Here is a 25,901-nt window from a genome sequence, read left to right on the forward strand (position 1 = left end):
ATCCCGCGGGCGGTGCGCGGCGGCCGCGCGGTGGACGCGCGGCCGGTCGCGCACAGGGCCTCGCCGAAACCGCACATTTCGTCGCGCTTGACAGCGGGCGGCGTCGGATGCACCATTGGTCTCGATGTGAACGGTCACACGTGTCACATCAAGTCCTGGCTCCCTGACACCGAGGTCGCGAATGTTCCCGTCGATGATGACCGCAGCGCTGCGAGGCCGCCCATGAGCGTGCCCCCGATCCTCGAGATGCGTTCGATCACCAAGGAGTTCCCCGGGGTGAAGGCCCTGGCGAACGTGTCGCTCACCGTCATGCCCGCCGAGGTGCACGCCATCTGCGGCGAGAACGGCGCCGGCAAGTCCACGCTCATGAAGGTGCTCTCGGGCGTCTACCCGCACGGCACCTACACGGGCGAGATCATCTTCCGCGGCGAAGAGGTGCAGTTCCGCGACATCCGCGCCAGCGAGCAGGCGGGCATCGCGATCATCCACCAGGAGCTCGCCCTCATCCCCGAGCTGTCCATCACCGAGAACATCTTCCTCGGCAACGAGATCAACCGCGGCGGGCGCATCGACTGGGTCGCCGCGAAGATGCGCGCACTCGACCTGCTCGCCCGCGTCGGCCTCGCCGAAGACCCCGACACGCAGATCAAGCACCTCGGCGTCGGCAAGCAGCAGCTCGTCGAGATCGCGAAGGCCCTCGCGAAGGACGTCAAGCTGCTCATCCTCGACGAGCCGACGGCGGCGCTCAACGAAGACGACTCGCAGCACCTGCTCGACCTGATCCGCGGCCTCAAGGGCAAGGGGATCACGTCGATCATCATCTCCCACAAGCTCAACGAGATCGAGGAGATCGCCGACGAGATCACGATCATCCGCGACGGCCACACGATCGAGACGCTCGACGTCAGTGCGGGCGGCGTCGACGAGGACCGCATCATCCGCGGCATGGTCGGCCGCTCGCTCGAGAGCCGGTTCCCCGACCGCACCCCGAACATCGGCGACGTGTTCTTCGAGGTGCGCGACTGGACGATCCAGCACCCGCAGGTGCCCGAGCGGCTCGTCGCGAAGGGCTCGAGCTTCAACGTGCGTCGCGGCGAGATCGTCGGGCTCGCGGGCCTCATGGGCGCCGGCCGCACCGAACTCGCGATGAGCGTCTTCGGCCGCTCGTACGGCACGTACCTCGCCGGCACGATCGTGAAGGACGGCAAGGAGATCGTCATGAAGGACGTCGAGTCCGCGATCGACCACGGCCTCGCCTACGTCAGCGAAGACCGCAAGCAGCTCGGCCTGAACCTGCTCGACTCGATCAAGCGCTCGATCGTCGCCGCGAAGCTCTCGAAGATCGCCAAGCGCGGCGTCATCGACGACTCGTTGGAGTTCGGCATCGCCGACGACTACCGCAAGCAGCTGCGCATCAAGACGCCGAGCGTCGAGGCGGGCGTCTCGAAGCTCTCGGGCGGCAACCAGCAGAAGGTCGTCCTGGCGAAGTGGATGTTCACCGACCCCGACCTGCTCATCCTCGACGAGCCGACCCGCGGCATCGACGTGGGCGCGAAGTACGAGATCTACACGATCATCCAGGCCCTCGCAGCCCAGGGCAAGGGCGTCATCCTCATCTCGAGCGAGCTGCCCGAACTTCTCGGCATCGCCGACCGCATCTACACGGTCTTCGAGGGCCAGATCACCGACAACATCCCCGCAGCAGAGGCGAACCCCGAGGCGCTCATGCGCAGCATGACCTCGGCGAAGAAGAAGGCGAACGCATGAGCACGGCGAGCACCACCGCGAGCACCCCCACCCCGCCGAAGAAGGGCGGGCTCTCCGACATCCGCAAGGTCTTCGGCGGCGGGCAGTCGAGCCTGCGCCAGTTCGGCATCCTCGGCAGCCTCCTCGTCATCATCGTGATCTTCCAGATCTGGACGGGCGGCCTCACCCTGTCGCCGACGAACCTCATCAACGTCGTCAACCAGTACTCCTACATCCTGATCCTCGCGATCGGCATGGTGATGGTCATCATCATGGGCCACATCGACCTCTCGGTCGGCTCGGTGGCCGCGTTCACGGGCATCATCGTGGCGAAGTCGATGGCCGAGTGGAACCTGCCCTGGCCGCTCGCGATCGTGCTCGGCATCGCCGTCGGCGCGGCGATCGGCGCATGGCAGGGCTTCTGGGTCGCCTTCGTCGGGGTGCCGGCGTTCATCGTGACCCTGGCGGGCATGCTCATCTTCCGCGGCGGCAACCAGTTCATCGGCCAGTCGACGACGACGCCCGTGCCGCAGGAGTTCGGCGTCATCGGCGCCGGCTACCTGCCCGAGCTCGCGGTGCCGCTGAACTTCAACGTGCTCACGATGCTCCTCGGCCTCGCCGGGGCCGGTTGGATCGTGTGGAACGAGTTCCACCTCCGCCGCGTGCAGAAGAAGATGGGCTCCGAGCAGGCGCCCGTCTGGGTGAGCGTCGTCAAGGTGATCGTGCTCGCCGGCGTGATCCTCTGGGCCGCGTGGCTGTTCGCGACCGGCCGCCCCGGCACGAGCTTCCCGATCTCGGGCATCATCCTCGTCGTCCTCGTGATCGTCTACTCGTTCATCACGAACAACACGATCTTCGGCCGGCACATCTACGCGGTCGGCGGCAACCGCCTCGCCGCGACGCTCTCGGGCGTGAAGGACCGCCGGGTCGACTTCTTCGTCATGATGAACATGTCGGTGCTGGCCGCACTCGCGGGCATGATCTTCGTCGCCCGCTCGACGGCCTCCGGCCCGCAGGACGGCAACGGCTGGGAGCTCGACGCCATCGCGGCCGTCTTCATCGGCGGCGCCGCCGTCTCGGGCGGCATCGGCACCGTGATCGGCTCGATCGTCGGTGGCCTCGTGATGGCGTTCCTCAACAACGGCCTGCAGCTCATCGGCGCCGGCGCCGACGTCGTGCAGATCATCAAGGGCCTCGTGCTCCTCCTCGCCGTCGCCGTCGACGTCTGGTCGAAGCGGTCGGGCGGCGCGTCGATCATCGGCCTCTGGTCGAACCGTCGCAAGGCGCGCCTCGAGTCGGAGGGGCCGACGGCGCCCCCGACGGTCGCGCCCGTGGCAGCGTCGAACGAGTCGTCGCAGCCGAGCGACCTCCAGCCCCGGTAGACGAGACGGATGCCACGGGCGCGCCCCGTGGCATCCACCCCAACACTTCCCTCCCAAGAGAAGACCGACAATCCCACCCACAGAAAGTGATTGATCAATGAAGAAGCTCACTCTCGCCGCCACCGCGGTGGCCGCAGTCGCAGCGCTCGCGCTCGCCGGCTGCTCGTCGGACCGCGGCGGCTCGACCGGCGGTGAAGAAACCGCCGCAGCCGGTTTCGCAGCGGACGCCACGATCGGCATCGCCCTCCCCGACAAGACCAGTGAGAACTGGGTGCTCGCGGGCGGCCTCTTCGAGGACGGCCTCGCCGACGCCGGGTTCAAGGGCGACGTGCAGTACGCCCCCGCCTCGAACACCGTCGCCGAGCAGCAGAACCAGATCTCGTCGATGGTCACCAACGGCGCGAAGGTCATCGTCATCGGCGCGAAGGACGGCAAGCAGCTCGGCACGCAGCTGCAGCAGGCGGCCGACGCGGGCGTCAAGATCATCGCCTACGACCGCCTGATCGAGAACACGCCGAACGTCGACTACTACGTCGCGTTCGACAACTTCGAGGTCGGCAAGCTGCAGGGCCAGGCCCTGCTCGACGGTCTGGCGGAGCGCTCGGGCCACGAGGCGCCGTGGAACATCGAGCTGTTCAGCGGCTCGCCCGACGACGCCAACTCGGCCGTGTTCTTCAACGGCGCCATGGAGGTCCTCCAGCCGAAGATCGACGACGGCACCCTCGTCGTCGTCTCGGGCCAGACCGACATCGCACAGACGGCGACCCAGGGCTGGGAGGCCGAGAACGCGCAGAGCCGCATGGACTCGCTGCTCGCCGCGAACTACGCGTCGGCGAACATCGACGGCGTGCTCTCGCCGAACGACAACCTCGCTCGTGCGATCATCACGTCGACGAAGCAGGCCGGCAAGGACATCTCGAAGGTGACCGTCACCGGTCAGGACTCCGAAGTCGAGTCGGTCAAGTCGATCATGGCCGGTGAGCAGTACTCGACGATCAACAAGGACACCAACCTCCTCGTCGAGCAGACCATCAAGATGATCCAGCAGCTCCAGAAGGGCGAAGAGGTCGACGTCAACGACACCGAGCAGTACGACAACGGCGTGAAGGTCGTGCCGTCCTACCTGCTCGCTCCGGTCATCGTGACGAAGGCGAACGCGGCCGAGGCGTACGCCAACAACCCGAACCTCCTCGACATCGTGAACGCGGCGGGCTAGTCCCACCCGTCAGTTCGAACGACGACGGCCCCCGTTCTTCGGAGCGGGGGCCGTCGTCGTCGCTGTGCGGCGGTCGGGACGGGTCGTTTCTCTTGGGCCACCGGATGTCACGGGTCCCGTGCGACAGAAGGGGTCCGTCGCTCGTTCCTCCACAGGGGCAGTCGGCCGGGCGGTGCCCACGGGCAGCGCGACGTGCGGCGCCGGCACGTCACGGGTGGTGGAGCATCGCGGGATGGACGAACGACTCGTGACCGCCGCGGCGATCGGCGACGGTCTCATCCGTGCGAGCGATGCGCGCGAGCTCGGGGTTCACCCGTCGGCGATACAGCGGTACGAGCAAGACGGATCGCTGGTCCGCGTGCGCACCGGCGTCTACGCGATGCGCGACGAGTGGCAGAAGCTCCGTGCGGATGAGCGCCACCGTCGCCTCATCGTCGCGACCGTCGGGGCGGCGAGGCATCCGCTCGTCGTCTCGCATCGGTCCGCGGCGGCGCTGCACCGCCTGCCGCTGCTCGGCGCGGTGCCCGCGGTCGTCGACATCACGCAGGCCGGTCGTGGCGGCGGCCGGCGCACCGCGCACGTCTCACTGCACAGATCCGGTCCCGAGCCGGCGGTCGAGACGATCGACGGGGTCGTGTGCACGTCGCTCCCACGCACGCTCGTCGACATCGCGATCAGTCGGCCGCTCGTGCAGTCGGTGCCGATGCTCGACGCCGCGCTCGCGCGCCCCGGCATCACACGGCCGCTCCTCGACGCCGAACTCGACCACGTCGATCCGACGAGGGGGCGAGCGATGGCGGCACGTGCGATCGCCTTCGCCGACAAGCGATCGGACAGCCCCGGTGAGTCGGTCAGCCGCGTCCGCATCCGCGAACTCGGCTTCGCCGCTCCCGAGCTGCAGGTGCGATTCGACGGGATCCGCGGCTCGTTCGCACTCGTCGACTTCTACTGGCGCGGGATCCGATTGATCGGCGAGTTCGACGGCCGCCTGAAGTATCTGCGAAGCCGCGACGTGAGCGGGCTCGACCCCGCGCAGGTCTTGTACGAAGAGAAGCTCCGGGAGGACGCGCTGCGTCGCCTCGGCGAGCGCTTGGTGCGCTGGGACTGGTCGACGGCGTGGGCCCCGCGCGAGCTGCATCGCCTGCTGAGCGAGTTCGGCGTGCCACGGCAGCGCTGAGCGGGAGCGAGGTGCGACGGCGGACCACGCCCGTCGCACGGGACCGGGATTGTCGTCGGTCCCGTACGAAACGAGTGGTCCTGAACCGCGGCGGCTACGCCTGCTGCGACCAGTCGGGCAGCTGCTGCAGGGTCCACCGGTTGCCGTCGGGATCGGCGAAGGTGACGAAACGGCCCCACGCCTGCTCGTCGACGCCCTGCGCGTCGACCCCGGAGGCCCGGAGCTGCGCGAGCGCCGCGTCGGCGTCGGGGATGACGGCCTGGATCACGTCGAGCGCGCCCGGCTCGACCGTGCCGCCGAGGCCGTGGCCGAACGCGATCGAGCAGGCCGACCCCGGCGGGGTGACCTGCACGAACCGCAGGGTGTCGCTGACACGCTGGTCGTGGTCGGCGTTGAAGCCGCACTGATCGACGTAGAACGCCTTCGCGCGGTCGACGTCGGTGACGGGTACGTGGATGAGTTCGATCTTGACGTCCATCTCGAGCGCCATGGTGCTCCTCCGTTGTTCGACGAATATCGGATTGTTCGATCTCGGGTGAGGGTGCGGTGCGAGGCGGGCCTGCGTGCGCGGCCGACGGGCTCGAGGCCATTCCAGCACCGACCGCCGAGATCCGCACCCCCCGGTGGGAGGATGGAACGCATGGCACTGCACATCACCGGAGAACCGGCCGCCGACGAACTGCTCTCGACCGACGCGTTCGCGCTGCTGACCGGCATGCTGCTCGATCAGCAGGTCGCGATGGAGACCGCGTTCGCCGGCCCCGAGAAGATCCGCGAGCGGCTCGGCACGATCGACCCGGCCGAGCTCGCCGCGACCGACCCCGATCGGTTCGTCGAGGTGTTCAAGCAGACCCCGGCCGTGCACCGCTACCCGGGCTCGATGGCGGGGCGGGTGCAGTCGCTCGCCGCCTCGGTGCGCGACGACTGGGGCGGCGACGCCTCGGCCATCTGGACGCAGGGCGACCCGAGCGGCGCCGAGGTGCTCAAGCGGCTGAAGGCGCTGCCGGGATTCGGCGAGCAGAAGGCGAAGATCTTCCTCGCGCTGCTGGGCAAGCAGTGCGGGCTCGCGGCGCCCGGCTGGCGCGAGGCCGCCGGGCACTACGGCGAGGAGGGCTCGTTCGCCTCGGTCGCCGACATCGTGAGCCCCGAGTCGCTCGCGAAGGTGCGGGCGACGAAGCAGGCCGCGAAGGCGGCGGCGAAGGCCGCGAAGGCCTGATCGATCCACACCGGCGGATGCCACGGGGCCGGCCCCGTGGCATCCGCCGTTCTGCTGCGGTGGCCGCGCCTGCGCGCGACACGCTCCCGCGGGCGCCGGCAATGTCGGTGGGTGGTGGCAGGCTGGAGCCACAACACCATATGTAGGGGTGACGGTCGTTCTCGGCCCCCAAGTGTGGGGCGGGCGACACGCCGGGGCGTTCATCCACAATCGTGCGATCTCGAAATCGCCCGTCTGTGGATAACCGCGCGACTTCCCAGCAAACAGGCCGATCACCGCGTCGCGAGTTGTTCACAACCGGTGGAAAACCCCGTGGATAACTACACGAATGTAACTACATCATGTTGTGGCGGTTCAGTTCGGCGAACACTAGATGTAGTATTGAAGGCGTCAATCAGTAACACGGGGGATGGGTCCTCCAGGGCCCGGAAAATCGAGGGGAAACCATGACGGTCACGGTCTACACGAAGCCTTCCTGCGTCCAGTGCAACGCGACGTATCGCGCCCTCGACAGCAAGGGAATCGAGTACGAGGTGCTCGACCTCTCGGTCGACGAGAACGCCCTCGCACAGGTCAAGGAGCTCGGCTACCTGCAGGCACCCGTCGTCATCACCGACGAAGACCACTGGTCGGGCTTCCGCCCCGACAAGATCGACGAGCTCGCTTCGCGCCTCGCCTGACCGCCTCCGGTGAGCTCGGGGGAGTGAACCGAAGCGCGCAGGAGACGATCATGACGCAACTGGTCTACTTCTCGAGCGTTTCGGGCAACACGAAGCGCTTCATCGAGAAGCTCGGCCGCCCGGCTGCGCGCATCCCGCTGCACGCCCGCGAGCCGGCTCTCGAAGCCGACGAGCCCTACGTGCTCGTCGTACCGACCTACGGCGGAGGCGACGGCAAAGGCGCCGTTCCCAAGCAGGTCATCAGATTTCTCAACGACGAGCGCAATCGCGCACTCATCCGAGGCGTGATCAGCGCAGGCAACACCAACTTCGGGTCGGCCTTCGGTCTGGCCGGCGACATCATCGCCGCGAAGACCGGGGTGCCGCACCTCTACCGCTTCGAAGTATTCGGAACCCCAGACGACGTTCGCGCCGTCGACGATGGATTGGACGCATTTTGGCGAAGTCAACAGCAGCAACGGACGGCGTAGCCCTCATGGAGGCCCCGCGCACGGGCATGGACTACCACTCGCTCAACGCGATGCTGAACCTCTACGGCGATGACGGCAAGATCCAGTTCGACAAGGACCGCGAGGCGGCTCGCGAGTACTTCCTGCAGCACGTCAACCAGAACACCGTCTTCTTCCACTCGCTCAAGGAGCGTCTCGACTACCTCGTCGAGAAGGAGTACTACGAGCCCGAGGTCATCGAGCAGTACGACTTCGCGTTCATCCAGAAGCTCAACGACCTGGCGTACTCGAAGAAGTTCCGTTTCGAGACCTTCCTCGGCGCGTTCAAGTACTACACGAGCTACACGCTGAAGACCTTCGACGGCAAGCGCTACCTCGAGCGTTTCGAAGACCGCGTCGTGATGACCGCCCTCGGTCTCGCGCAGGGCGACGAGAAGCTCGCCGTCAACCTCGTCGAAGAGATCATCGGCGGCCGTTTCCAGCCGGCCACCCCGACCTTCCTCAACACGGGCAAGGCCCAGCGCGGCGAGCTCGTCTCCTGCTTCCTGCTTCGCATCGAAGACAACATGGAGTCGATCGCCCGCGGCATCAACTCGGCACTGCAGCTCTCGAAGCGCGGCGGCGGCGTCGCGCTCTCGCTCTCGAACATCCGCGAGGCCGGCGCACCGATCAAGCAGATCGAGAATCAGTCGAGCGGCATCATCCCCGTGATGAAGCTCCTCGAGGACAGCTTCAGCTACGCCAACCAGCTCGGTGCCCGCCAGGGCGCCGGCGCGGTGTACCTGAACGCGCACCACCCCGACATCATGCGGTTCCTCGACACCAAGCGCGAGAACGCCGACGAGAAGATCCGCATCAAGACGCTGTCGCTCGGCGTCGTCGTGCCCGACATCACGTTCGAGCTCGCCAAGAACGGCGAGGACATGTACCTCTTCTCGCCGTACGACGTCGAGAAGGTCTACGGCAAGCCGTTCGGCGACATCTCGGTCACCGAGAAGTACCGCGAGATGGTCGACAACCCGCGGATCAAGAAGACCAAGATCAACGCGCGCGAGTTCTTCCAGACGATCGCAGAGATCCAGTTCGAGTCGGGCTACCCGTACATCGTGTTCGAAGACACGGTGAACAAGGCGAACCCCATCAAGGGCCGCATCAACATGTCGAACCTGTGCAGCGAGATCCTGCAGGTGAACACGCCGACGACGTACAACGAAGACCTGTCGTACAACGAGATCGGCAAGGACATCTCGTGCAACCTCGGCTCGCTGAACATCGCCCTCACGATGGACTCGCCCGACTTCGGCAAGACCGTCGACACCGCGATCCGCGGCCTCACCGCCGTGTCGAACATGAGCCACATCAGTTCGGTGCGTTCGATCGAAGACGGCAACGACAAGTCGCACGCCATCGGCCTCGGCCAGATGAACCTGCACGGCTACCTCGCCCGTGAGCGCATCTTCTACGGCAGCGAAGAGGGCATCGACTTCACGAACATCTACTTCTACACGGTGCTGTTCCACGCGCTGCGCGCGTCGAACGCCATCGCCAAGGAGCGCGGCGAGACCTTCGTCGGTTTCGAGGACTCGAAGTACGCGTCGGGTGAATTCTTCGACAAGTACACGGATGCCGCGTGGGTGCCCGCGACCGCCAAGGTCACGCAGCTCTTCGCCGACTCCAACGTGCACATCCCGACGCAGGAGGACTGGAAGGCGCTGAAGGTCGCGATCCAGGAGCACGGCATCTACAACCAGAACCTCCAGGCCGTGCCGCCGACCGGTTCGATCTCGTACATCAACAACTCGACGGCCTCGATCCACCCGATCGCCTCGAAGATCGAGATCCGCAAGGAGGGCAAGCTCGGGCGCGTGTACTACCCGGCTGCGTTCATGACGAACGACAACCTCGAGTACTACCAGGACGCGTACGAGATCGGCTACGAGAAGGTCATCGACACCTACGCTGCGGCGACGCAGCACGTCGACCAGGGCCTCTCGCTGACCCTGTTCTTCAAGGACACGGCGACGACGCGCGACATCAACAAGGCGCAGATCTACGCATGGAAGAAGGGGATCAAGACGATCTACTACATCCGCCTGCGTCAGATGGCGCTCGAGGGCACGGACATGACCGAGTGCGTCAGCTGCATGCTCTGAGCAGCCTCAGTCTTCCAAACTGATTACACCGAGACATCCGTCAGAAGGATTTTGGACATGACCCTCACCGACCCGGTCAATTCGGCCAGCAACGACCCGGCGCACGTCGGCGGCAAGCTGAAGCTGGTCAGCCACGTCAACGCGATCAACTGGAACCGCATCCAGGACGACAAGGACCTCGAGGTCTGGAACCGTCTGGTCAACAACTTCTGGCTGCCCGAGAAGATCCCGCTGTCCAACGACATCCAGTCGTGGAACACGCTGACGCCCGAGGAGCAGACGCTCACGATGCGCGTGTTCACCGGCCTCACCCTGCTCGACACGATCCAGGGCACGGTGGGCGCGGTGTCGCTCATCCCCGACGCGATCACCCCGCACGAAGAGGCCGTCTACACGAACATCGCCTTCATGGAGTCGGTGCACGCGAAGAGCTACTCGTCGATCTTCTCGACGCTCTGCTCGACGAAGGACATCGATGAGGCGTTCCGCTGGTCGGTCGAGAACGAGAACCTTCAGAAGAAGGCCGCGATCGTCATGGAGTACTACCAGGGCGACTCCCCGCTGAAGCGCAAGGTCGCCTCGACGCTGCTCGAGAGCTTCCTGTTCTACTCGGGCTTCTACCTGCCGATGTACTGGTCGTCGCGGGCGAAGCTCACCAACACGGCCGACCTGATCCGCCTCATCATCCGTGACGAGGCCGTGCACGGGTACTACATCGGCTACAAGTTCCAGAAGGGGCTCGAGAAGCTCACGCAGGCTGAGCGCGACGAGCTGAAGGACTACACCTTCTCGCTGCTCTACGAGCTCTACGACAACGAGGTGCAGTACACGCAGGACCTCTACGACGGCGTCGGACTGACGGAGGACGTCAAGAAGTTCCTGCACTACAACGCGAACAAGGCCCTCATGAACCTCGGCTACGAGCCGATGTTCCCGAAGACCGTCACCGACGTGAACCCGGCGATCCTGTCGGCGCTCTCGCCGAACGCCGACGAGAACCACGACTTCTTCTCGGGGTCGGGCTCGTCGTACGTCATCGGCAAGGCCGTCGTGACCGAAGACGAGGACTGGGACTTCTAGGGTCTTGTGAGACACCACTGAAGTTGATCCAGCGTGGGTTCCAAGTCGATCCGGTTCACACTCCTTGATCCTGTAGGGGTAGTTGATCCATGATGCGAATAGGATCCACGCTGGATTGCTCCAGGAGGCTCTGAAGGATGGGCCTGCATCACGCGAGAAGCCACGTGAGCTGACCGCATCGTGGCCCGACCTTCCATCGGGCGACGCTACCGGTGAAGCAGCGCGGAGTTTCGTCCTGAACCTGAATGCGGCACTAGAACCTGAATGCGGCACTAGGCGTGCGGAGCCTTCGCGGCGTCGCCTCAGATCCCGAGCTCGACGAAGCGACTCTTCGCCGGCTCATTGCGGGGGAGTCATGGCCAGAATTGCCGGCGATGAACTCCGAGATGGAACCTCGACATGGCCCTGACTGAGTTCCACCTCTGAAGGTCGCCGGCGCCTCGTCTGGCCTCAGACGATGCTCAACGCGCGCGCGATGGTCGCAACGTGGTGCGAGATCTGGTTCGCCTTGCTGTCGGCGCCGCACCCCGGCTCAGCGCCTGTTCACCGCAATGTCCTGTACCAGTCAAGCGCGGCCCTCGGCAGCTCGAACGGATCGTCGAGCGGCAGACCAGTGACGCTGAATACAGCCCCGCTGTCGAACGTGTGGTCGGTTGCGAGCAGGTCGAGTGCGTGCCCAAGCTGCGCGGACTCGGTGACTGTTCGAGCCGCGTCCGACGCGGACACGCTCGCGAGCAGCGGGGCATCGGGCCAAATGGTCTCGTACAACTGGCGGGCGGTGAGCGGCGCCAGATTGGCTGCGTGGTACACGCCCGACGCCACAGCCTCGTGCGTGGCGAGCGCTACGAGGAGCCGGCCGAGCGTCCCGACTTCAATCACGGAGTGGCGGGCGGCGCCGTTCTCGATGAGCCCGCCGACGGCATTGGTGAGCGCGAGGACGCCTGAGCCCACCCATCGATCGCCCGCGCCGACGACCAGGTGGGGGCGGACGACCACACCACCGTGATCGAGCACGATCCGTTCGGCTTCGGCGCGGCTCGCGCTTCTCGGTGACGCCGGCCGGATCGGCGCCTCGCCCTCGACGACCCTCTTGTGCGGGCCGCGACCGTACACGGCCGCGGTACTGAGGTAGACCAGCCGGGCACCCTCGGCGGTTGCCCGATGGGCGGCATTCAACGTGCCTTGCACGTTCACGGCTGCGCAGAGGGCGGCGTCGTTGCCGATGTAACTCGCGGCGTGGATGACCACATCCGCCCCGGCGAGTGCGGTCTTCAGTGCACGAGTGTCACGGACGTCGGCGACCGCGTGGCTGCCGGAGCCGCTGCGGGTGACGGGTCGTGCAACCCAGCCTTGAGCTTCCACCGCCGCGCGGACTGCGGAGCCGCCGACGAAGCCGCTGGCGCCGAGCACGGCCAGGGTGCGTTCGTTGTGAGACATGGATTCCTCTGCGGAGGGTTGTTGGGATCTTCGATACGATTGGACGTCGAGCTTGAAACGTCAAACACCGGAGGCCGATGGTTCAGCAGGAGCGAGCACGAGTCACGCGTGAAAGGATCATGATCGGCGCAGCCGACGTCATCCGACGCTCCGGGTACGCGAACGCCACGCTCGGTGAAATCGGCGATGCGGCTGGTGTCACCAAGGGTGCGCTGTATTTCCACTTCCAATCCAAGGAAGACATCGCACGAGCGCTTGTCGAGGAGCAGCACCGGATCACGCGTGAGGCTGCGGCTGAGATTCTGGCTTCGGGCGGCACCCCGGTCGAGATGATGATGCGGCTGTGTATGGACCTCGCGTCACGCCTGGTCGATGACCCGATCGTTCGGGCCGGTATCCGTCTTACCACTGACACGTCGACGTTCGAGACCCCGCTCCAGGACCCGTACCGCGACTGGATGGCGACATTCGCGGAACTCGCGCAGCGGGCGGCTGAGCAAGGCGAGACGACCGGCCGCATCCCAGCCGACAAGCTTGCACAATTCATCATTCCAGCGTTCACCGGCGTCCAATTGGTGTCCGAGACATTCACCAGCCGGAAGGATCTGCCGGCACGGGTCCTCGAGATGTGGCAGATCCTCCTCACTGCGATCATTCCCGCGGAACATCTCGAAGCCTCCCTTGCCTCGGCTGAGGCGATCTTCACGGCAAGACCGCGACTTCGCCGGAGACGCTGACTCCAGCCGACGCATCCATCGCCACTGTCCCGCCCTGGAGCACCGCGAACCGGACCCCGACCGCATCTGACGCGACAGTGATGGTGGCAGGAGTGTTGAACTCGATCACCCGGTGAAAGCGCGCCTCGAATCGCTGAAGGTCGGCCGACGGGTTGCCGAGGAAAAGGCACGCGACCTGCTTGCACGCCTCGATCAACGCGACTCCCGGGACATGATCGAGCGAATGTTCGAAGAACACGGGATGCGAGTGGTCGATCTGGATTTCGAGACCGGCGATCGTCTCCACGACGGTGACATCGCTCGCCCTCGACCGGCCGACCCGTTCGGGCTCGACCGGCTCCGCGGTGCGCCGTGGGGGAGTGGCGTTGGCGTTCGGTCCGCGCATTCTCCGATATGCGACGCTACCAGCCAGGAGTGCGTCACCGTGCCCGACCGCGATAACTCGGCCGTCCGGCCCGCTAATCTCGATGTTCATCCGAGCGCTTCGCAACTCGCCACGGGCGGTGCGTCGAATGTCCGATGCCTCCACGAGCGCGGTGACCTCAAGTGCGTTCCATTCCCCTCGGCAGCCCTCGTCCGAGCGCAACTCGAAGCCGAGTCCGGTCATCAGGAACCTACTGTCCAGAGGGACGCTATGTCCGAGATGACACGTGAGGATCGTCACCTGCCGGATGGTCTCGGCAAGCACTGCCGAATCGGGCGGCGTCGTGGTGTAAAAGGCATGACTTCGCGGCCACTGCAGCGACACTTGATACCTGCCCTGACCAAGAGCTTCAAAGTCTGTCGGCCAGACCTCACTCGTCGATTGACGGTGGACTAGTGCGCGCTCGACGGGGCGCTCAAACGATGGCACGGGTAACTCCATTTTGTTCGGGTTTGGGAACCCGCCCCCGGCTCCGCCGCGAAGATTAGCATGCCGTGCGACCGGTTTTATAATGCTGCTGAGGGGTAGCTGAGACGCAGCTGTGCGGCGACCACAGGCGCACCGCATGGCCGCCCGACAAAACCGGGCAAGGCATGTCTTGGCCGGGCCGCGCCGTTCGTCGGAACACATGCCGGGGCCGGGCCCGGCAAAGTTCGCGAGTTCACCAGATCGAACGCTCGTCATCGGTCATGATGGCGACCCCTATCCCAGAGGCCGCTGCCTCGAACACCGCCACTCGTGCCGCTCGGTCAGGCGGCCAGCTTGGTCGACACATCGCCCTCGCTGAAGCGCGCCTTCGACCTCATCTCGGTCGACCCCGTGTTTGCGGTGGATGCAGCTCTCGTCGATTCCTCGACGTCGGCTGGCCAGGGGGCTCGAGCTCTCCCCGGCCGGTCTGGCTTGAGCTGTCGTCAGCGGCGGCTCGCTTTCATCGAGTAGGCACGAGCATCGTAACGTATAAAACCGGTGCGCCGGTATGTTTACTCATCAATGATCACCAAGACAGGCTTGCCCGGGTATGTGCCGAAAGGGGTATCGACCAGAGCGGGTCGGGCACGTAGGTTCAACTCATTCGAGAACTCAGCAACCGCGAGCAGGAAGCGAAGATGAGGCCTCTGGGATCTCACGGTCCTCACCGTCGACTTCGGCTGAGGCAGCGGATCTCGATTGCAGCCCGCGCAACGGCAGGCATCAGTGCTGGCCGTCCTCGCCGCCGAGCGCGTGAGCTCATTTCACGATACGGGGAAGGCAGATCATGACAGCACTCAAGCGTGTGGTCGTTTCACGACGAGCGCTTCTCCAGGGCGCCGCCGTCGCATCCGGCTACTTGCTCACTCTCGACGCCCAGACCTCCGCGTTCGCGACGGCTGGTGGAACAGTGCCAGTTGCTCCAGTGAGCGCCGATCGGCTGACGTTGGCCACCACGAAGATCTTCAACGCGGAGTGGAATCAGGCGATGCTCGCTTCCTTTCCAGCCCGATACAGGTTCTCACCGAGGAGCGATATCTCAACCGTTGGAATCGAGTGGGACGAGCGATTGTTCTCGCTCCACGGACCGGCCCTCGGACTCGTCGGTGAATCCGCGCACGAACTCGAGATCACCCGCCCCAGCCCTCACGCCGCGCTCGTCTCCGTTCCGGCTGAAACGACCGATCTGGTCCTTCGAGTCGAAGCTCTCAACACCTACCCTGCAGAGAACCACACCGGCGTGAGACCTGTCTCGCTCTGGCTGGAAGATCAGAGCGGTCAGAGGTTGGAAGAATGGACAGACTCGCCGATCCCTGCCGACTGCGCAGCATGGAGTATTGAAGCGACCGTCAACTGGATCAGCCACGAAGGCGACATCGTTCCCGCTCGCGCATCGATCCGCAGTATCGGACCCTTCGACGCTCCAGCAGGCACGGCAGTCCGACTCAGCTACCCCGACATCTTCGACACCCCACCAACGGTGGTCGACCCAGCGATCATCGAAGGCGATGACACCCCCCTCCCTGCCACGGTCGACTCGCGCACAAGCGAGGGCATCTGCGAGCTTGTCTTGACCACAACCGAACCACTCCGCCCCGGGGGCCAGCTCGAGCTGCACTTCGAGGCCGGCGCTTCCAACTCCACACCCAGGCCGTTCGCAAATCACGTTCCTCGACTTGTCCTTGTGCCCCCAACTGACCAGAACGGCATGCGTCTGTCCGGCAGGCACTCGTCCTTCCCGGTTTCCCCGTCCGGATCTCAGTTGAGTTCGTACATTCCCGCCCCAATTGCATGACCAGGCCATCGAACGGCTCGATCGACGACAGAAGTGTGGAGTATTGATGTCAGACCCATGGGTGGAGAACACACAGAACTGGTACAACGTCACCTACGGCAACAGCCCAGGCTTCGCGCCGATCTTCACCGACGGCTTGACCGGATGGGAAGTCATGTATGCGCTCACGCGAGCGCTTCAGTTCGAATTGGGCATTGCCCCACTCTCCGACACTTTCGGCGACGGAACACTCGCCGCCCTGACCTCTTTCGGGTCGATCACCTCTACGAACCCGGACACGAGCAACACGCCCTCGAACATCGTCAAGATCGCCCAAGGCGCCCTCTACTGCAAGGGTTACAACGCCGGTAACGGTGCCCTGACCGGGATCTGGGACGCCACAACACAATCGGCGATGAGCGACCTGCGCAACGACCTCGGGCTGGGGCCCTCCTCCAACGTGCTCACGCCCAAGCTCTTCAAGTTCCTTCTCACCATGGGGGCCGCGACCCTCCTCGACGGCGGAGACCCAGTCGTCCGCGACGGGCAGCGGGCGATGAATGCTCGCTACCTCTCACGGGCAGATTTCCATGTCGTGCCGGCGGACGGGTACTTTCTGCGCGACACGCACAGGGCACTCATGTTCGCGCTGCAGTACGAGATCGGGATGGTTGACGGGCAGGCCAACGGCAATTTCGGTCCTGGCACCAAGTCGGGGCTTCAGGCCCAAGCCAACCTCAGCGTCGGGTCGACCGACTCCTCTCAGTACTTTGTGCGCTTCTTTCACTTCATTCTGCGTGTGAACGGCTACTCAACAACCTTTACCGGGACATACACCAACACGACAGCCGCGCACGTCACCAGCTTCCAGAACTTCGTCGGCCTGAGCCCGACGGGTACTGCAAACCTCGCGACATGGGCGGGCCTGCTCGTGAGCACGGGAGATCCCGATCGACCTGGCAGCGGAGCTGACTGCGTCACCACGCTGACTCCGGCTCGCCTCACGACGCTCCGCAACGCCGGCTATCAATACTTCGGGCGCTACCTCACGAACACGCCCGACCACGACCCGAACAAGGACCTCAAGTTCGGCGAGGCGGCGGCGGTCCTCGCAGCCGGCGGCAAGATCTTTCCCATCTTCCAAACAGGAGGAGGCACGCCATCTCATTTCACATATGTGCGTGGCACCGAGGTCGCAGAGGAAGCAGCTGTGGCGGCCTGGGCGTACCGGATCCCGTCGAATGCGGTGATCTACTTCGGCGTCGATTACGACGCATACGACTGGGAGGTGACTGAGAGCATCATCCCCTACTTCCAGGGCGTCAACGACAAGATCAACCTGTACGGTCGCTCCTTCAGGGTCGGCATCTACGGGCCACGCAACGTGTGCAAGCGAGTGAGCGCGGCGGGGCTGGCGGTCTACAGCTTCGTCTCCGACATGTCCACTGGCTACAGCGGCAACTTGGGACAAACGCTCCCTGCAAACTGGGCGTTCGACCAGATCCAAACTCTCACCCTAGGAAGCGGGATCGGCGAGATCGAAATCGACAAGAATGTCGTCTCGGGTCGCGACACGGCGGTGGCTGCGCTCGCCTCGCCGACGAACGTCGGCAACGACCCACTCATCCCGGCCTCCCAACTCAACGCCTTCAACGACGCTTGGTTCGCCCATTGCCAAAGCCACACGGACTACGTGGGTCACGAGATCATCCAATCGGGGAACAGCACTCTCGTTCGCAACTGGGTCACCACACACGACGCCCTCATCACGGGCCTCGCGTCGCAGTACCAGGTGTACAAGGCCCTCATCCTCACCCCGCTCATCTGGGAAGGATTGTCGCTCCACGCGGGCGATGTGCTGAAGGACCAGTGGGTGCGCAACTACTACATATGGAAGATGAACGGATCCGTCGGAGTTCCGCCAGACCTGATCGCAGAAGACTCCTCGGCCGGCCCCTGCCAGATCTTTGCCGCGACGGCGATCCTGGCCCGGAACTGGGCGGTGCGCCAAGGGTTGCTCTCCGACCGGATCTACGACGCCAGCGTCTGGGAGGACATGTGGGAGATGTGGCAGAACCTCGCAGACGACGAGGCATTCAACATCCGGACGGGGATGTTCGTCATGATGTACTACGCCGCGACCCGCACAGGTGTTCCTGCAACGCAACTTCGGAACCTCACGCCCAGCCAAGTCATGGACACGCTCACCGGGTACAACGGTGAGGAAGTGTATGGAAGGAAGCGAATGATGCTCTACTACCTGGTCCAACGCTGGCACGACGACTTCCGTTGATGGTCACAACTCAGACGCGGCACGTCCGCGGGGGGAAGGGGCTCGGGTTAGCCGCGGCGGGAGCCCTTGTTTCCGCTGCAGCGCTCTGTCTCTTGTGGGGCGTCATCTTCGTGAGCATGCTCTCCTCGGACGTCCCCACAGACGACGACGCACTCGCCGGCGTCATCGGGACGACGGCGATCCTCGTTGGGCTCGCGTTGTCATGCTGGGCATCATGGACGCTCAGCGTCTACCGGGTGGTCGGAACAACATGGGCGATCTTGCTTCCCCTCGCGACGAGCATCGGATGGGCCGCGGCCACGTTGGTTCTGGCGCAGAATGCAAACTATCTCGCCGCTCTCGGTCGCCTTCCCGGACCTCTCGCGATCTTCGCAGCCAGCGGGATGACTGTACCCGTCGGACTTGGTCTTGGGTGCACTTACCTCGTACTCGCACTCAGACGGGGTTCACACACTTCCTAGGTCGCCCACCCAAAGTCATGTGTCCGAGCGCGCGGAGCCGTTCCATTCGGACGTCTAATCGTCGCGCTCGCATCCTAGGTCTGCGCGCCGACCTTCCTCGATCAGAAGCCGTGGAGACTCAGGGTCTCGGTTCGGTCGAACGCAGACGAAGGGGTGGATGCCACGTGGCATCCACCCATTCGTCGTGTGCTGACGTGGCTCCGCGACTTAGGCTGTCGTCGTGAGCGCGGCACTCGACGACGGTCCCTTCTTCCACGGCACCAAGGCCGATCTGCAGGTCGGTGATCTGCTGACCGCCGGATTCAGGTCGAACTACCGGCCCGAGGTCGTGATGAACCACATTTACTTCACGGCGCTTCCCGACGGTGCCGGGCTCGCGGCGGAGCTCGCGGCCGGCGCCGCCGAGCCGCGCGTCTACGAGGTCGAGCCGACCGGGCCGTTCGAGAACGACCCGAATGTCACCGACAAGAAGTTCCCCGGCAATCCCACGCGCTCGTACCGCAGCAGCGAGCCGCTCCGGGTCGTGCGCGAGATCACCGACTGGACCCGGTTGACCCCCGAGGCGCTGCAGACGTGGCAGGAGCGCATCGCGGCGATCCGCGACGACGAGCGCGGCGAGATCATCAACTAGCGCTCCGGCGCGGCGGCACGGGCCGTGATCAGGGCATGAGCCCGTACGCCGTCACGACCGCGACGAGGTTCGCGGCCGCGTGCACGACGATCGACGGAGCCGTGCGTCGCGTCGCCATCGCGTGGACGCCGAACACGATGCCCGAGAAGAACGTCGCAGCGCCGAGTGCCACGCCGTTGACGCCGCCGACGATCTGCGGGAGGTGGAGCGAGCAGAACACGAGCGAGGTGAGGATCACCGCGCCGTTCGTCGCCCGGACGCGGCGGTCGGCGTCGGGCCACTCGCCGTCGAACCACCGCCTGAGGGACGGCTGCAGCATCCCTCGGAAGACCACCTCTTCGACGAAGGGGGCCAGCACGACCGCGAGAACGAGCTGGGGAACCCAGATCAGCGGTTCGGGCGAGACGACGACGTTCGTGTCGGAGCCGCCGGGGTCACCGAAGATCAGGAGAGCCACGACGACCACCATCGGCTGCACGAACCAGATCACGCCGAACGCGACGGGAATGCCCAGCAGATCGATCCAGCGGAACCGAAGGCCGTAGTCACGGATGAGATTGCCGGTGCCCCACCTGCGCGAGACCACGACGATCCAGACGATCACCGCCGCGGGCAACGCGAAGGCGCATGCCAGCGCGAGCGGCGGGCTCATCAACTCGGCCGGGATCAGCGCCGGGAGGAAGATCCCGGCGGCGAAGATCGCGACGCCGACGAAGGCATGGAGAAGACCCCATCGGGTGGCGGTCGGGGTCTCGGCGGTGCGGGCGGTTGCGGTGTCGATATCGATGAACCTAATGGATGCCCGTGCGAGTCGCGAAAGGGCGGATGCCACGTGGCATCCGCCCTTCGCGGAGGTGAGACTCAGACCGCCGCGATGACCGCGAACTCGACGCGGAAGTCGGGGGTCGCGAGCTTGGCCTCGACGGTGGCGCGTGCGGGAGGGTTCGCGCCGTCGACCCACTCGTCCCACACCGAGTTCATCGCGGCGAAGTCGGCGATGTCGGCGAGGTAGATGGTCGCGCTCAGCAGCTTCGACTTGTCGCTGCCAACGCTCGCGAGGAGCTCGTCGACGCGCTGCAGGGCGGCGCGGCTCTGCGCTTCGACGGTGTCGCCCTCGGCGACCTGGCCGGCGAGGTAGACGGTGTCGCCGTGCACGACGGCCTGGCTCATGCGGGGGCCGGGCTGGATGCGCTCGATGCTCATTGGTGCTCCTCGGTGGGGGTGTGGGTGGGGGTTCGAAGGCTCGGCGGCAGCGCCGCTGCTCAGGCGTCGACCTCGCGGGGTGGGTTAAACATGAACTCGAAGCGGATGCCGTTGTCGTCCTCGACGAAGGCCGCGTAGTAGCGCTCGTTGAACCGCGGGTACGCCTTGGGTGCGCGCACGTCCGTCCACCCGGCATCCATCGCGATCGCGTGCAGGCGGTCGACCTCGTCGCGCGAGGTGACCGGGAACGCGAGGTGCTGCCAGCCGACGTGACCGTGGCGGTGCGGGCCGTTGCCGGACTCGCGTGCGGGGAAGAGGATGAGCTCCTCCTCGCCGAGGTACCAGGACACCCCGTTCTCGGCGTCCTGCCGGGTGCAGCCGAGCGCCTGCATCACCGGGTCGAACTGGGCGATGGAGCGGGGGAGGTCGGTGACGGAGATGCCGATGTGGTCGAAGAGGGGCATTCGGTCATCCTATGGGGCGGGGTGATGGGTCTCGAGACGCGTGCTTCGCGCGCTCCTCGACCAGCGGGGGACGGGTCTCGAGACGCGTGCTTCGCCCGCTCCTCGACCAGCGCGGGCGCCCGCTCCTCGACCAGCGCGGGGCGCTACTCGTCGGCGGCGTCGAGGGTCGCGCGGTCGGCGGGGAGCAGCGCGTCGGCGCCCTCCTCGCCCTCGGCGATGACCTCGTCCTCCTCGAGCGACATGCGCAGCTTGCGGCTGAAGAACCGCGTCATCACGAGGAGTGCCACGACGCCGACCGCGAGCCAGATGAGGCCGTACGTCATCGCCTCTCCGCTGAGGTTCACCCAGAGCAGCACGGTGAGCACGACGCCGATGACCGGCAGCAGGATGTTGCGCACGATCTGCCCTGCGGTCTTCACCTCGCGACGGCGCACCGCGAAGTGCAGGATCACCGTGACGTTCACGACCGTGAACGCGATGAGCGCACCGAAGTTGATGAGCGAGAACACGAAGTCGAGGTCGGCGACCGCAGCGAAGAGCGAGACGACGCCGACGAAGACGATCGCGACCGCCGGAGTCTGGAACCGCGGGTGCACGTACGACATCCGGCGGCCGATCGGGCCGGAGCTGTTGCGGCCCATGACGTAGAGCATGCGCGAGACGCTCGCGTGCGAGGCGAGGCTCGACGCGGCGACCGCCGCGACGGCCGCCGCGACGAAGAGGATCTGGAAGAGCATGCCGCCGACCGAGAACGCGAGCTCGGGGAGCGCGGTGCCCTCGGTGAGCCCCTCGACGCTGGGGAAGAGCGACTGGGCGAACCATCCGGCGACGAAGAACAGCGCACCGCCGATGAGGAGCGAGAGCACGATCGCCTTCGGCACGGTGTTCGCGTCCTTCGCCTCCTCGGTGTACATCGTGATCGCGTCGAAGCCGATGAACGAGAAGCAGACGATCGTGGCCGCGCTGATGACCGTCGCGATCTGCACGTTCGCGTGGTACAGCGGTTCGATGCTGAAGGGCGTGCCATTGCCGGCGCCCGCGTTGAGCGCACCCCACGCGAGGCCGATGAACACGACGATGAGCACCACCTGGAAGACGAGCAGCGTCGCGTTCACCCGCGAGGTCGACGTGATGCTCCAGAGGTTCAGGAGGGTGATCAGCGCGACGTAGGCGCCGACCCACACCCAGCCCGAGATGTCGGGGAAGAACGACTCGAAGTACTGGCGCAGCAGCAGCGCGTTCACGAGCGGCAGCAGCAGGTAGTCGAGCAGGGCCGTCCAGCCGACGAGGAAGCCGAAGTTCGGGTGGATCGTCTCCGAGGCGTACGTGTACGCCGAGCCCGCCGACGGGTACACGCGCGTCATGCGCCCGTAGCTGATGGCGGTGAAGAGCATCACCACGAGGGCGAAGAGATACGCGAGCGGCACGACCCCACCGCTCTCGTCGGACACGTAGCCGAAGGTGTCGAACACCGTCATCGGCGTCATGTAGCCGAGGCCGAGCCCCACGATGGCCCAGAGGCCGAGCGAGCGGCGGAGCTTCGTGGGGTGCGATGCGAGTGCGGGGGAGGTCATGCGAGGTTCCTGTCGTCGCCATTGATCGAGCGGGGTGACACTACGCTACTGCGATCGCACGCGAAGCGGTCGTCGTGGCCAATCGGGAAGGCCGGCTTCGACACGGCGTCCAGCGAGCATCCGCGCGGGGTGCCAGAGGATGATCTCGGCCCCGAGACAGCGCGGCAGGAGGCGCCCGAACGGTCGGACTCACTCGTCGTGCCGTGTGTAGACCTTCGCCTCCCACGGGGTGAGTGTCGCGTCGATCCGGTGGTCGCTCGCGCCGTTGCTCAGCAGCAGCTCCGCGTCGCGCCATCCCGCGGCGAGTTCGGAGTCGAGTTCGACTCGTCGCGGCTCAGAGGAGAGGTTCGAGATCACGAGCAGCGCGTCGCCGTCGAGCTTCCGTTCGAAGGCGAAGACGGCGGAATCGCCGGCGTCGACCCGCGCGAAGGTACCGTGGGCGACGACCGGCCGGCGGTGTCGCAGCTCGATGAGCGCGCGGTAGTGCTCGAAGATCGAACCCGGTGCGTCGTACTGCGCCGCGGCATTGACCTCCACGTGGTTCGGATTCACCCGGATCCACGGCTCGCCGTCTGAGAAGCCGGCGTTCGCCGTGGCCGTCCACTGCACGGGAGTGCGGGCGTGGTCGCGGCCCATCGCGAGCAGCCCGGCCATGACCGCGGCGGGCTCCTCGCCGCGGGTGGTGGCTTCCGCGAAGTAGTTGAGCGATTCGAGATCGCGGTAGTCGCCGATCTCGGCGAACGGAGCGTTCGTCATGCCGAGCTCCTCGCCCTGGTAGACGTACGGTGTTCCGCGCTGCAGGTGCAGTACCGTCGCGAGCGCCGTCGCGGATTCGCGCCACCATCGCTCGGCGTCGCCGAACCTGCTGACGGGGCGCGGCTGATCGTGGTTCGACAGGTACAGGCTGTTCCAGCCGACCGCCGCGAGCGCGTCCTGCCATTCGGTGAACGACGACGCGAGTTCGCCGGGTTCGAGCCGACGAGGTCGGAACTTCCCGTCCGCGTGGTCGAGGCTGACGTGCTCGAACTGGAAGACCATGTCGAGTTCGCGGCGGGCAGGGTCGGAGAACAGTGCTGCCTCGGACTTGGTGACGCCCGGCGTCTCGCCGACGGTGAGCAGGGCGCTGCGGCCGTCGAAGACCTCGCGGTGCATCTCCTGCAGGTATTCGTGCAGGCGCGGGCCGGCGGAGTAGTGGGGGAAGCCGTCGCCGTAGGCGCGTCCCTCGGCGACGATGCCATCGGGCAGCTCGGGATGCTTCGAGATGAGGTTGATGACGTCCATGCGGAAGCCGTCGACGCCGCGGTCGAGCCACCAGCGCATCATCTCGTAGACCGCCGCCCTCACTTCCGGGTTCTCCCAGTTGAGGTCGGGCTGCTTCGAGGCGAACAGGTGCAGGTAGTACTCGCCCGTCCGCTCGTCGAAGGTCCAGGCCGGTCCCGAGAAGAACGACTCCCAGTTCGTGGGCTCGCTGCCCGGGAGGCCCGGCTCGTGCTGCGGCCGTGCCCCGCGCCACCAGTACCAATCGCGCTTGGGCGAGTCGAGGCCCTGGCGGGATTCGACGAACCACGGGTGCTCGTCGGAGGTGTGGTTGACGACGAGGTCCATGACGAGCTTCATGCCGCGGGCGTGCATCGCGGCCAGGAGCTCGTCGAAGTCGTCGAGCGTGCCGAAGGTGGGATCGATGGCCTGGTAGTCGCTGATGTCGTACCCGTTGTCGGCCTGGGGGGACCGGTAGATCGGTGAGAGCCAGACGACGTCGATGCCGAGCCGCTCGAGGTGGTCGAGGCGCTGCAGGATGCCCCGGAGATCGCCGATCCCGTCGCCGTCCGAGTCCTGGAAGCTCCGCGGGTACACCTGGTACACGACGGCGTGCTTCCACCACTCGGCCTGTTCGGGGATACCGCCGTCGGCGACGAGGATCTCGGAGAGCGTCATGAGCGGACCGCCCGCGAAGCGATGTCGGCGAGCGACCCAGCGCCCGCGACGAAGGTGGTCTGCGCCATTGCACGTTCCTCCAGAATCAGGACAGCCACGAGCCGGCTGTCGGAGTTATTTCATCACAGGAAAAAAGTTCAGGTCAAACCGCCGGCTCCGACCGATCCGTTGGGGTAGGTTTCTTCACGTCGGAGGAAGGGTCGAGATGGGGTGGCAGCCGAGAGACGAGCTCTCGCAAGCGGTCGCGCTCGAGGTGATGCTCCATGGGCCGCTCGGCCGATCGGAGCTCGCTCGCCGACTCGATCTCGCCCCGGCGACGCTCACTCGGATCAGTGGCGAGCTCATCCGCTCGGGCCTCCTCGTCGAGACGCCGCACGCGGCGAAGCGCGGCACCGGTCGACCCTCCATCCCGCTCGACGTCGTCCCAGAGTCGCACCACTTCATCGGGGTGAAGCTGACCGGCCGCGCCATGATGTCCGCCGTGACGAACCTCCGCGCCGAGGTGCTCGAGTACCGGGAGTTCCCGCTGGCGTCCCGTCACCCCGAGGAGGTCGTCGCGCAGATCGTCGGGCTCGTGCGCGACGCACGCACTCGGCGCGACCTCGACGCCGTCGGCATCGGCCTCGGCGGAGTCGTGACGCAGGACGGGACGGTCGCGAGCGCGCCGTTCCTGGACTGGGCCGACGTGCCGCTCGCGAAGCTCGTCGAAGAGCTCGTCGAACTGCCGGTCTTCGCCGCGAACGACCTGACGGCCTTCACCGAATCCCAGCACTGGTTCGGGCTCGGTACCGGCCACGCGAACTTCGCCACGCTGACGATCGGGGCGGGAGTCGGGTACGGGTGCGTCGCGAACGGGCGACTGCTCTCGAACGAGGATTCGGGGGTCGGCCTCGTCGGTCACTGGCCGCTCGACCCGCTCGGACCGTTGTGCTCGCGCGGGCATCGTGGCTGCGCCGACGGGATGCTGACCATCCCGGCGATCGAACGCGATGTGTCGACGGCGCTCGGGCGCGCGGTCCCATGGGGTGAGGTGCTCGCGCTCGCCGCTGCCGGCGAGCCCGCCGTGGAACGGATCGTCACCGCGTCGGCGCGAGCGCTCGGACGCCTCATCGCGGCGGTCGCGAACCTCGCTGCACCGGATCTCGTCGTGCTCGGCGGCGAAGGGGTCGGGCTCGCTGCGATCGCGTTGGACGCGGTGCGCGCCGGCATCGTGGAGCATCGCGATCCGCGGGCCTCCGAGGTGCGCGTCGAGCTGACTCCGGGCGATGACGAGAGCTGGTGCCGCGGCGCCGCGGCGCTTGCGATCCAGGGCTACGTGCTCACGAGGAGCCGACCGTCGCCGTAAGGAACGACTCGTCGACGCGTCAGCCCATCGTGGGCGGCGGCAGCTCCCCGGTGTAG

General features: G+C 66.0%; 22 protein-coding genes. 14 read left to right on the forward strand and 8 right to left on the reverse strand.

What is annotated here, in order from left to right:
• Positions 1 to 222: 222 nt before the first annotated feature.
• The 4 genes from mmsA (at position 223) to ACFVTX_RS07295 (ending at position 5,521) form a co-directional block, all read left to right on the forward strand.
• Complete coding sequence (mmsA, locus tag ACFVTX_RS07280) at positions 223 to 1,767, forward strand: multiple monosaccharide ABC transporter ATP-binding protein (RefSeq protein WP_386898921.1); 1,545 nt, start codon at positions 223 to 225, stop codon at positions 1,765 to 1,767.
• Complete coding sequence (mmsB, locus tag ACFVTX_RS07285) at positions 1,764 to 3,128, forward strand: multiple monosaccharide ABC transporter permease (RefSeq protein WP_386898922.1); 1,365 nt, start codon at positions 1,764 to 1,766, stop codon at positions 3,126 to 3,128. Before mmsA ends, mmsB begins: the two co-directional genes overlap by 4 nt.
• A 97-nt stretch (positions 3,129 to 3,225) precedes the next feature.
• Complete coding sequence (locus ACFVTX_RS07290; RefSeq protein WP_386898923.1) at positions 3,226 to 4,344, forward strand: substrate-binding domain-containing protein; 1,119 nt, start codon at positions 3,226 to 3,228, stop codon at positions 4,342 to 4,344.
• Between the two features lie 232 nt (positions 4,345 to 4,576).
• Positions 4,577 to 5,521, forward strand: a complete 945-nt coding sequence (locus ACFVTX_RS07295) for a type IV toxin-antitoxin system AbiEi family antitoxin domain-containing protein (RefSeq protein ID WP_386898924.1) — start codon at positions 4,577 to 4,579, stop codon at positions 5,519 to 5,521.
• Positions 5,522 to 5,615: 94 nt separating this feature from the next.
• On the opposite strand, the gene ACFVTX_RS07300 is transcribed toward ACFVTX_RS07295, so the two are convergent.
• Positions 5,616 to 5,999 (reverse strand): glyoxalase superfamily protein, encoded by a 384-nt coding sequence (locus ACFVTX_RS07300; protein ID WP_386899407.1) that lies wholly within the window; start codon positions 5,997 to 5,999, stop codon positions 5,616 to 5,618.
• A 153-nt stretch (positions 6,000 to 6,152) separates the two neighbouring features.
• Between ACFVTX_RS07300 and ACFVTX_RS07305 the strand changes: the two genes are divergently transcribed.
• From ACFVTX_RS07305 to nrdF, 5 genes are all read left to right on the forward strand, one after another.
• The gene (locus ACFVTX_RS07305) at positions 6,153 to 6,737 is read left to right on the forward strand and encodes an HhH-GPD-type base excision DNA repair protein (RefSeq protein WP_386898925.1); all 585 of its coding nucleotides are present in this window, start codon (positions 6,153 to 6,155) and stop codon (positions 6,735 to 6,737) included.
• Positions 6,738 to 7,183: 446 nt separating this feature from the next.
• A complete protein-coding gene (gene nrdH / locus ACFVTX_RS07310) occupies positions 7,184 to 7,417 on the forward strand; it encodes a glutaredoxin-like protein NrdH (protein ID WP_386898926.1) in 234 nt (77 codons plus the stop codon).
• Between the two features lie 50 nt (positions 7,418 to 7,467).
• Positions 7,468 to 7,887: a class Ib ribonucleoside-diphosphate reductase assembly flavoprotein NrdI gene (gene nrdI, locus ACFVTX_RS07315; protein ID WP_386898927.1), complete on the forward strand. Its 420-nt coding sequence runs from the start codon at positions 7,468 to 7,470 to the stop codon at positions 7,885 to 7,887.
• A 5-nt stretch (positions 7,888 to 7,892) separates the two neighbouring features.
• Positions 7,893 to 10,019, forward strand: a complete 2,127-nt coding sequence (gene nrdE, locus ACFVTX_RS07320) for a class 1b ribonucleoside-diphosphate reductase subunit alpha (RefSeq protein WP_386898928.1) — start codon at positions 7,893 to 7,895, stop codon at positions 10,017 to 10,019.
• 57 nt (positions 10,020 to 10,076) lie between these two features.
• Positions 10,077 to 11,099, forward strand: coding sequence for a class 1b ribonucleoside-diphosphate reductase subunit beta (gene nrdF, locus ACFVTX_RS07325; protein WP_386898929.1), 1,023 nt, complete (start codon positions 10,077 to 10,079; stop codon positions 11,097 to 11,099).
• 543 nt (positions 11,100 to 11,642) lie between these two features.
• Here the strand turns inward: nrdF and ACFVTX_RS07330 are convergent.
• Positions 11,643 to 12,536 carry an NAD-dependent epimerase/dehydratase family protein gene (locus ACFVTX_RS07330; protein WP_386898930.1) on the reverse strand — a complete coding sequence of 298 codons (894 nt, stop codon included), beginning with the start codon at positions 12,534 to 12,536 and terminating at the stop codon, positions 11,643 to 11,645.
• Between the two features lie 77 nt (positions 12,537 to 12,613).
• Between ACFVTX_RS07330 and ACFVTX_RS07335 the strand changes: the two genes are divergently transcribed.
• On the forward strand, positions 12,614 to 13,273 hold the full coding sequence (locus ACFVTX_RS07335) for a ScbR family autoregulator-binding transcription factor (RefSeq protein WP_386898931.1): 660 nt from the start codon (positions 12,614 to 12,616) through the stop codon (positions 13,271 to 13,273).
• Here ACFVTX_RS07335 and ACFVTX_RS07340 read toward each other — a convergent pair.
• A complete protein-coding gene (locus tag ACFVTX_RS07340; protein WP_386898932.1) occupies positions 13,239 to 14,381 on the reverse strand; it encodes a ScbA/BarX family gamma-butyrolactone biosynthesis protein in 1,143 nt (380 codons plus the stop codon). The two genes, ACFVTX_RS07335 and ACFVTX_RS07340, sit on opposite strands and share 35 nt — an antisense overlap.
• Before the next feature lie 571 nt (positions 14,382 to 14,952).
• Here ACFVTX_RS07340 and ACFVTX_RS07345 point away from each other — a divergent pair.
• From ACFVTX_RS07345 to arr, 3 genes are all read left to right on the forward strand, one after another.
• A complete protein-coding gene (locus tag ACFVTX_RS07345) occupies positions 14,953 to 15,960 on the forward strand; it encodes a hypothetical protein (RefSeq protein WP_386898933.1) in 1,008 nt (335 codons plus the stop codon).
• A gap of 61 nt (positions 15,961 to 16,021) precedes the next feature.
• A complete protein-coding gene (locus tag ACFVTX_RS07350; RefSeq protein ID WP_386898934.1) occupies positions 16,022 to 18,232 on the forward strand; it encodes a glycoside hydrolase domain-containing protein in 2,211 nt (736 codons plus the stop codon).
• Between the two features lie 681 nt (positions 18,233 to 18,913).
• Positions 18,914 to 19,324, forward strand: coding sequence for an NAD(+)--rifampin ADP-ribosyltransferase (gene arr / locus ACFVTX_RS07355; protein ID WP_386898935.1), 411 nt, complete (start codon positions 18,914 to 18,916; stop codon positions 19,322 to 19,324).
• Positions 19,325 to 19,352: 28 nt separating this feature from the next.
• On the opposite strand, the gene ACFVTX_RS07360 is transcribed toward arr, so the two are convergent.
• The 5 genes from ACFVTX_RS07360 to ACFVTX_RS07380 form a co-directional block, all read right to left on the reverse strand.
• On the reverse strand, positions 19,353 to 20,156 hold the full coding sequence (locus ACFVTX_RS07360; RefSeq protein ID WP_386898936.1) for a CPBP family intramembrane glutamic endopeptidase: 804 nt from the start codon (positions 20,154 to 20,156) through the stop codon (positions 19,353 to 19,355).
• A gap of 29 nt (positions 20,157 to 20,185) precedes the next feature.
• Positions 20,186 to 20,527 (reverse strand): RidA family protein, encoded by a 342-nt coding sequence (locus ACFVTX_RS07365; RefSeq protein WP_386898937.1) that lies wholly within the window; start codon positions 20,525 to 20,527, stop codon positions 20,186 to 20,188.
• Between the two features lie 59 nt (positions 20,528 to 20,586).
• Positions 20,587 to 20,991, reverse strand: coding sequence for a VOC family protein (locus ACFVTX_RS07370; RefSeq protein ID WP_386898938.1), 405 nt, complete (start codon positions 20,989 to 20,991; stop codon positions 20,587 to 20,589).
• A gap of 143 nt (positions 20,992 to 21,134) precedes the next feature.
• Entirely contained in the window at positions 21,135 to 22,565 is a 1,431-nt protein-coding gene (locus ACFVTX_RS07375; RefSeq protein WP_386898939.1) for an APC family permease, read from the reverse strand.
• A gap of 189 nt (positions 22,566 to 22,754) precedes the next feature.
• A complete protein-coding gene (locus tag ACFVTX_RS07380) occupies positions 22,755 to 24,500 on the reverse strand; it encodes an alpha-glucosidase (RefSeq protein WP_386898940.1) in 1,746 nt (581 codons plus the stop codon).
• A gap of 205 nt (positions 24,501 to 24,705) precedes the next feature.
• Between ACFVTX_RS07380 and ACFVTX_RS07385 the strand changes: the two genes are divergently transcribed.
• On the forward strand, positions 24,706 to 25,845 hold the full coding sequence (locus tag ACFVTX_RS07385; RefSeq protein WP_386898941.1) for an ROK family protein: 1,140 nt from the start codon (positions 24,706 to 24,708) through the stop codon (positions 25,843 to 25,845).
• Positions 25,846 to 25,901: the final 56 nt, after the last annotated feature.

This window comes from Agromyces sp. NPDC058136 (assembly GCF_042884375.1).
Classification (GTDB): Bacteria; Actinomycetota; Actinomycetes; order Actinomycetales; family Microbacteriaceae; genus Agromyces.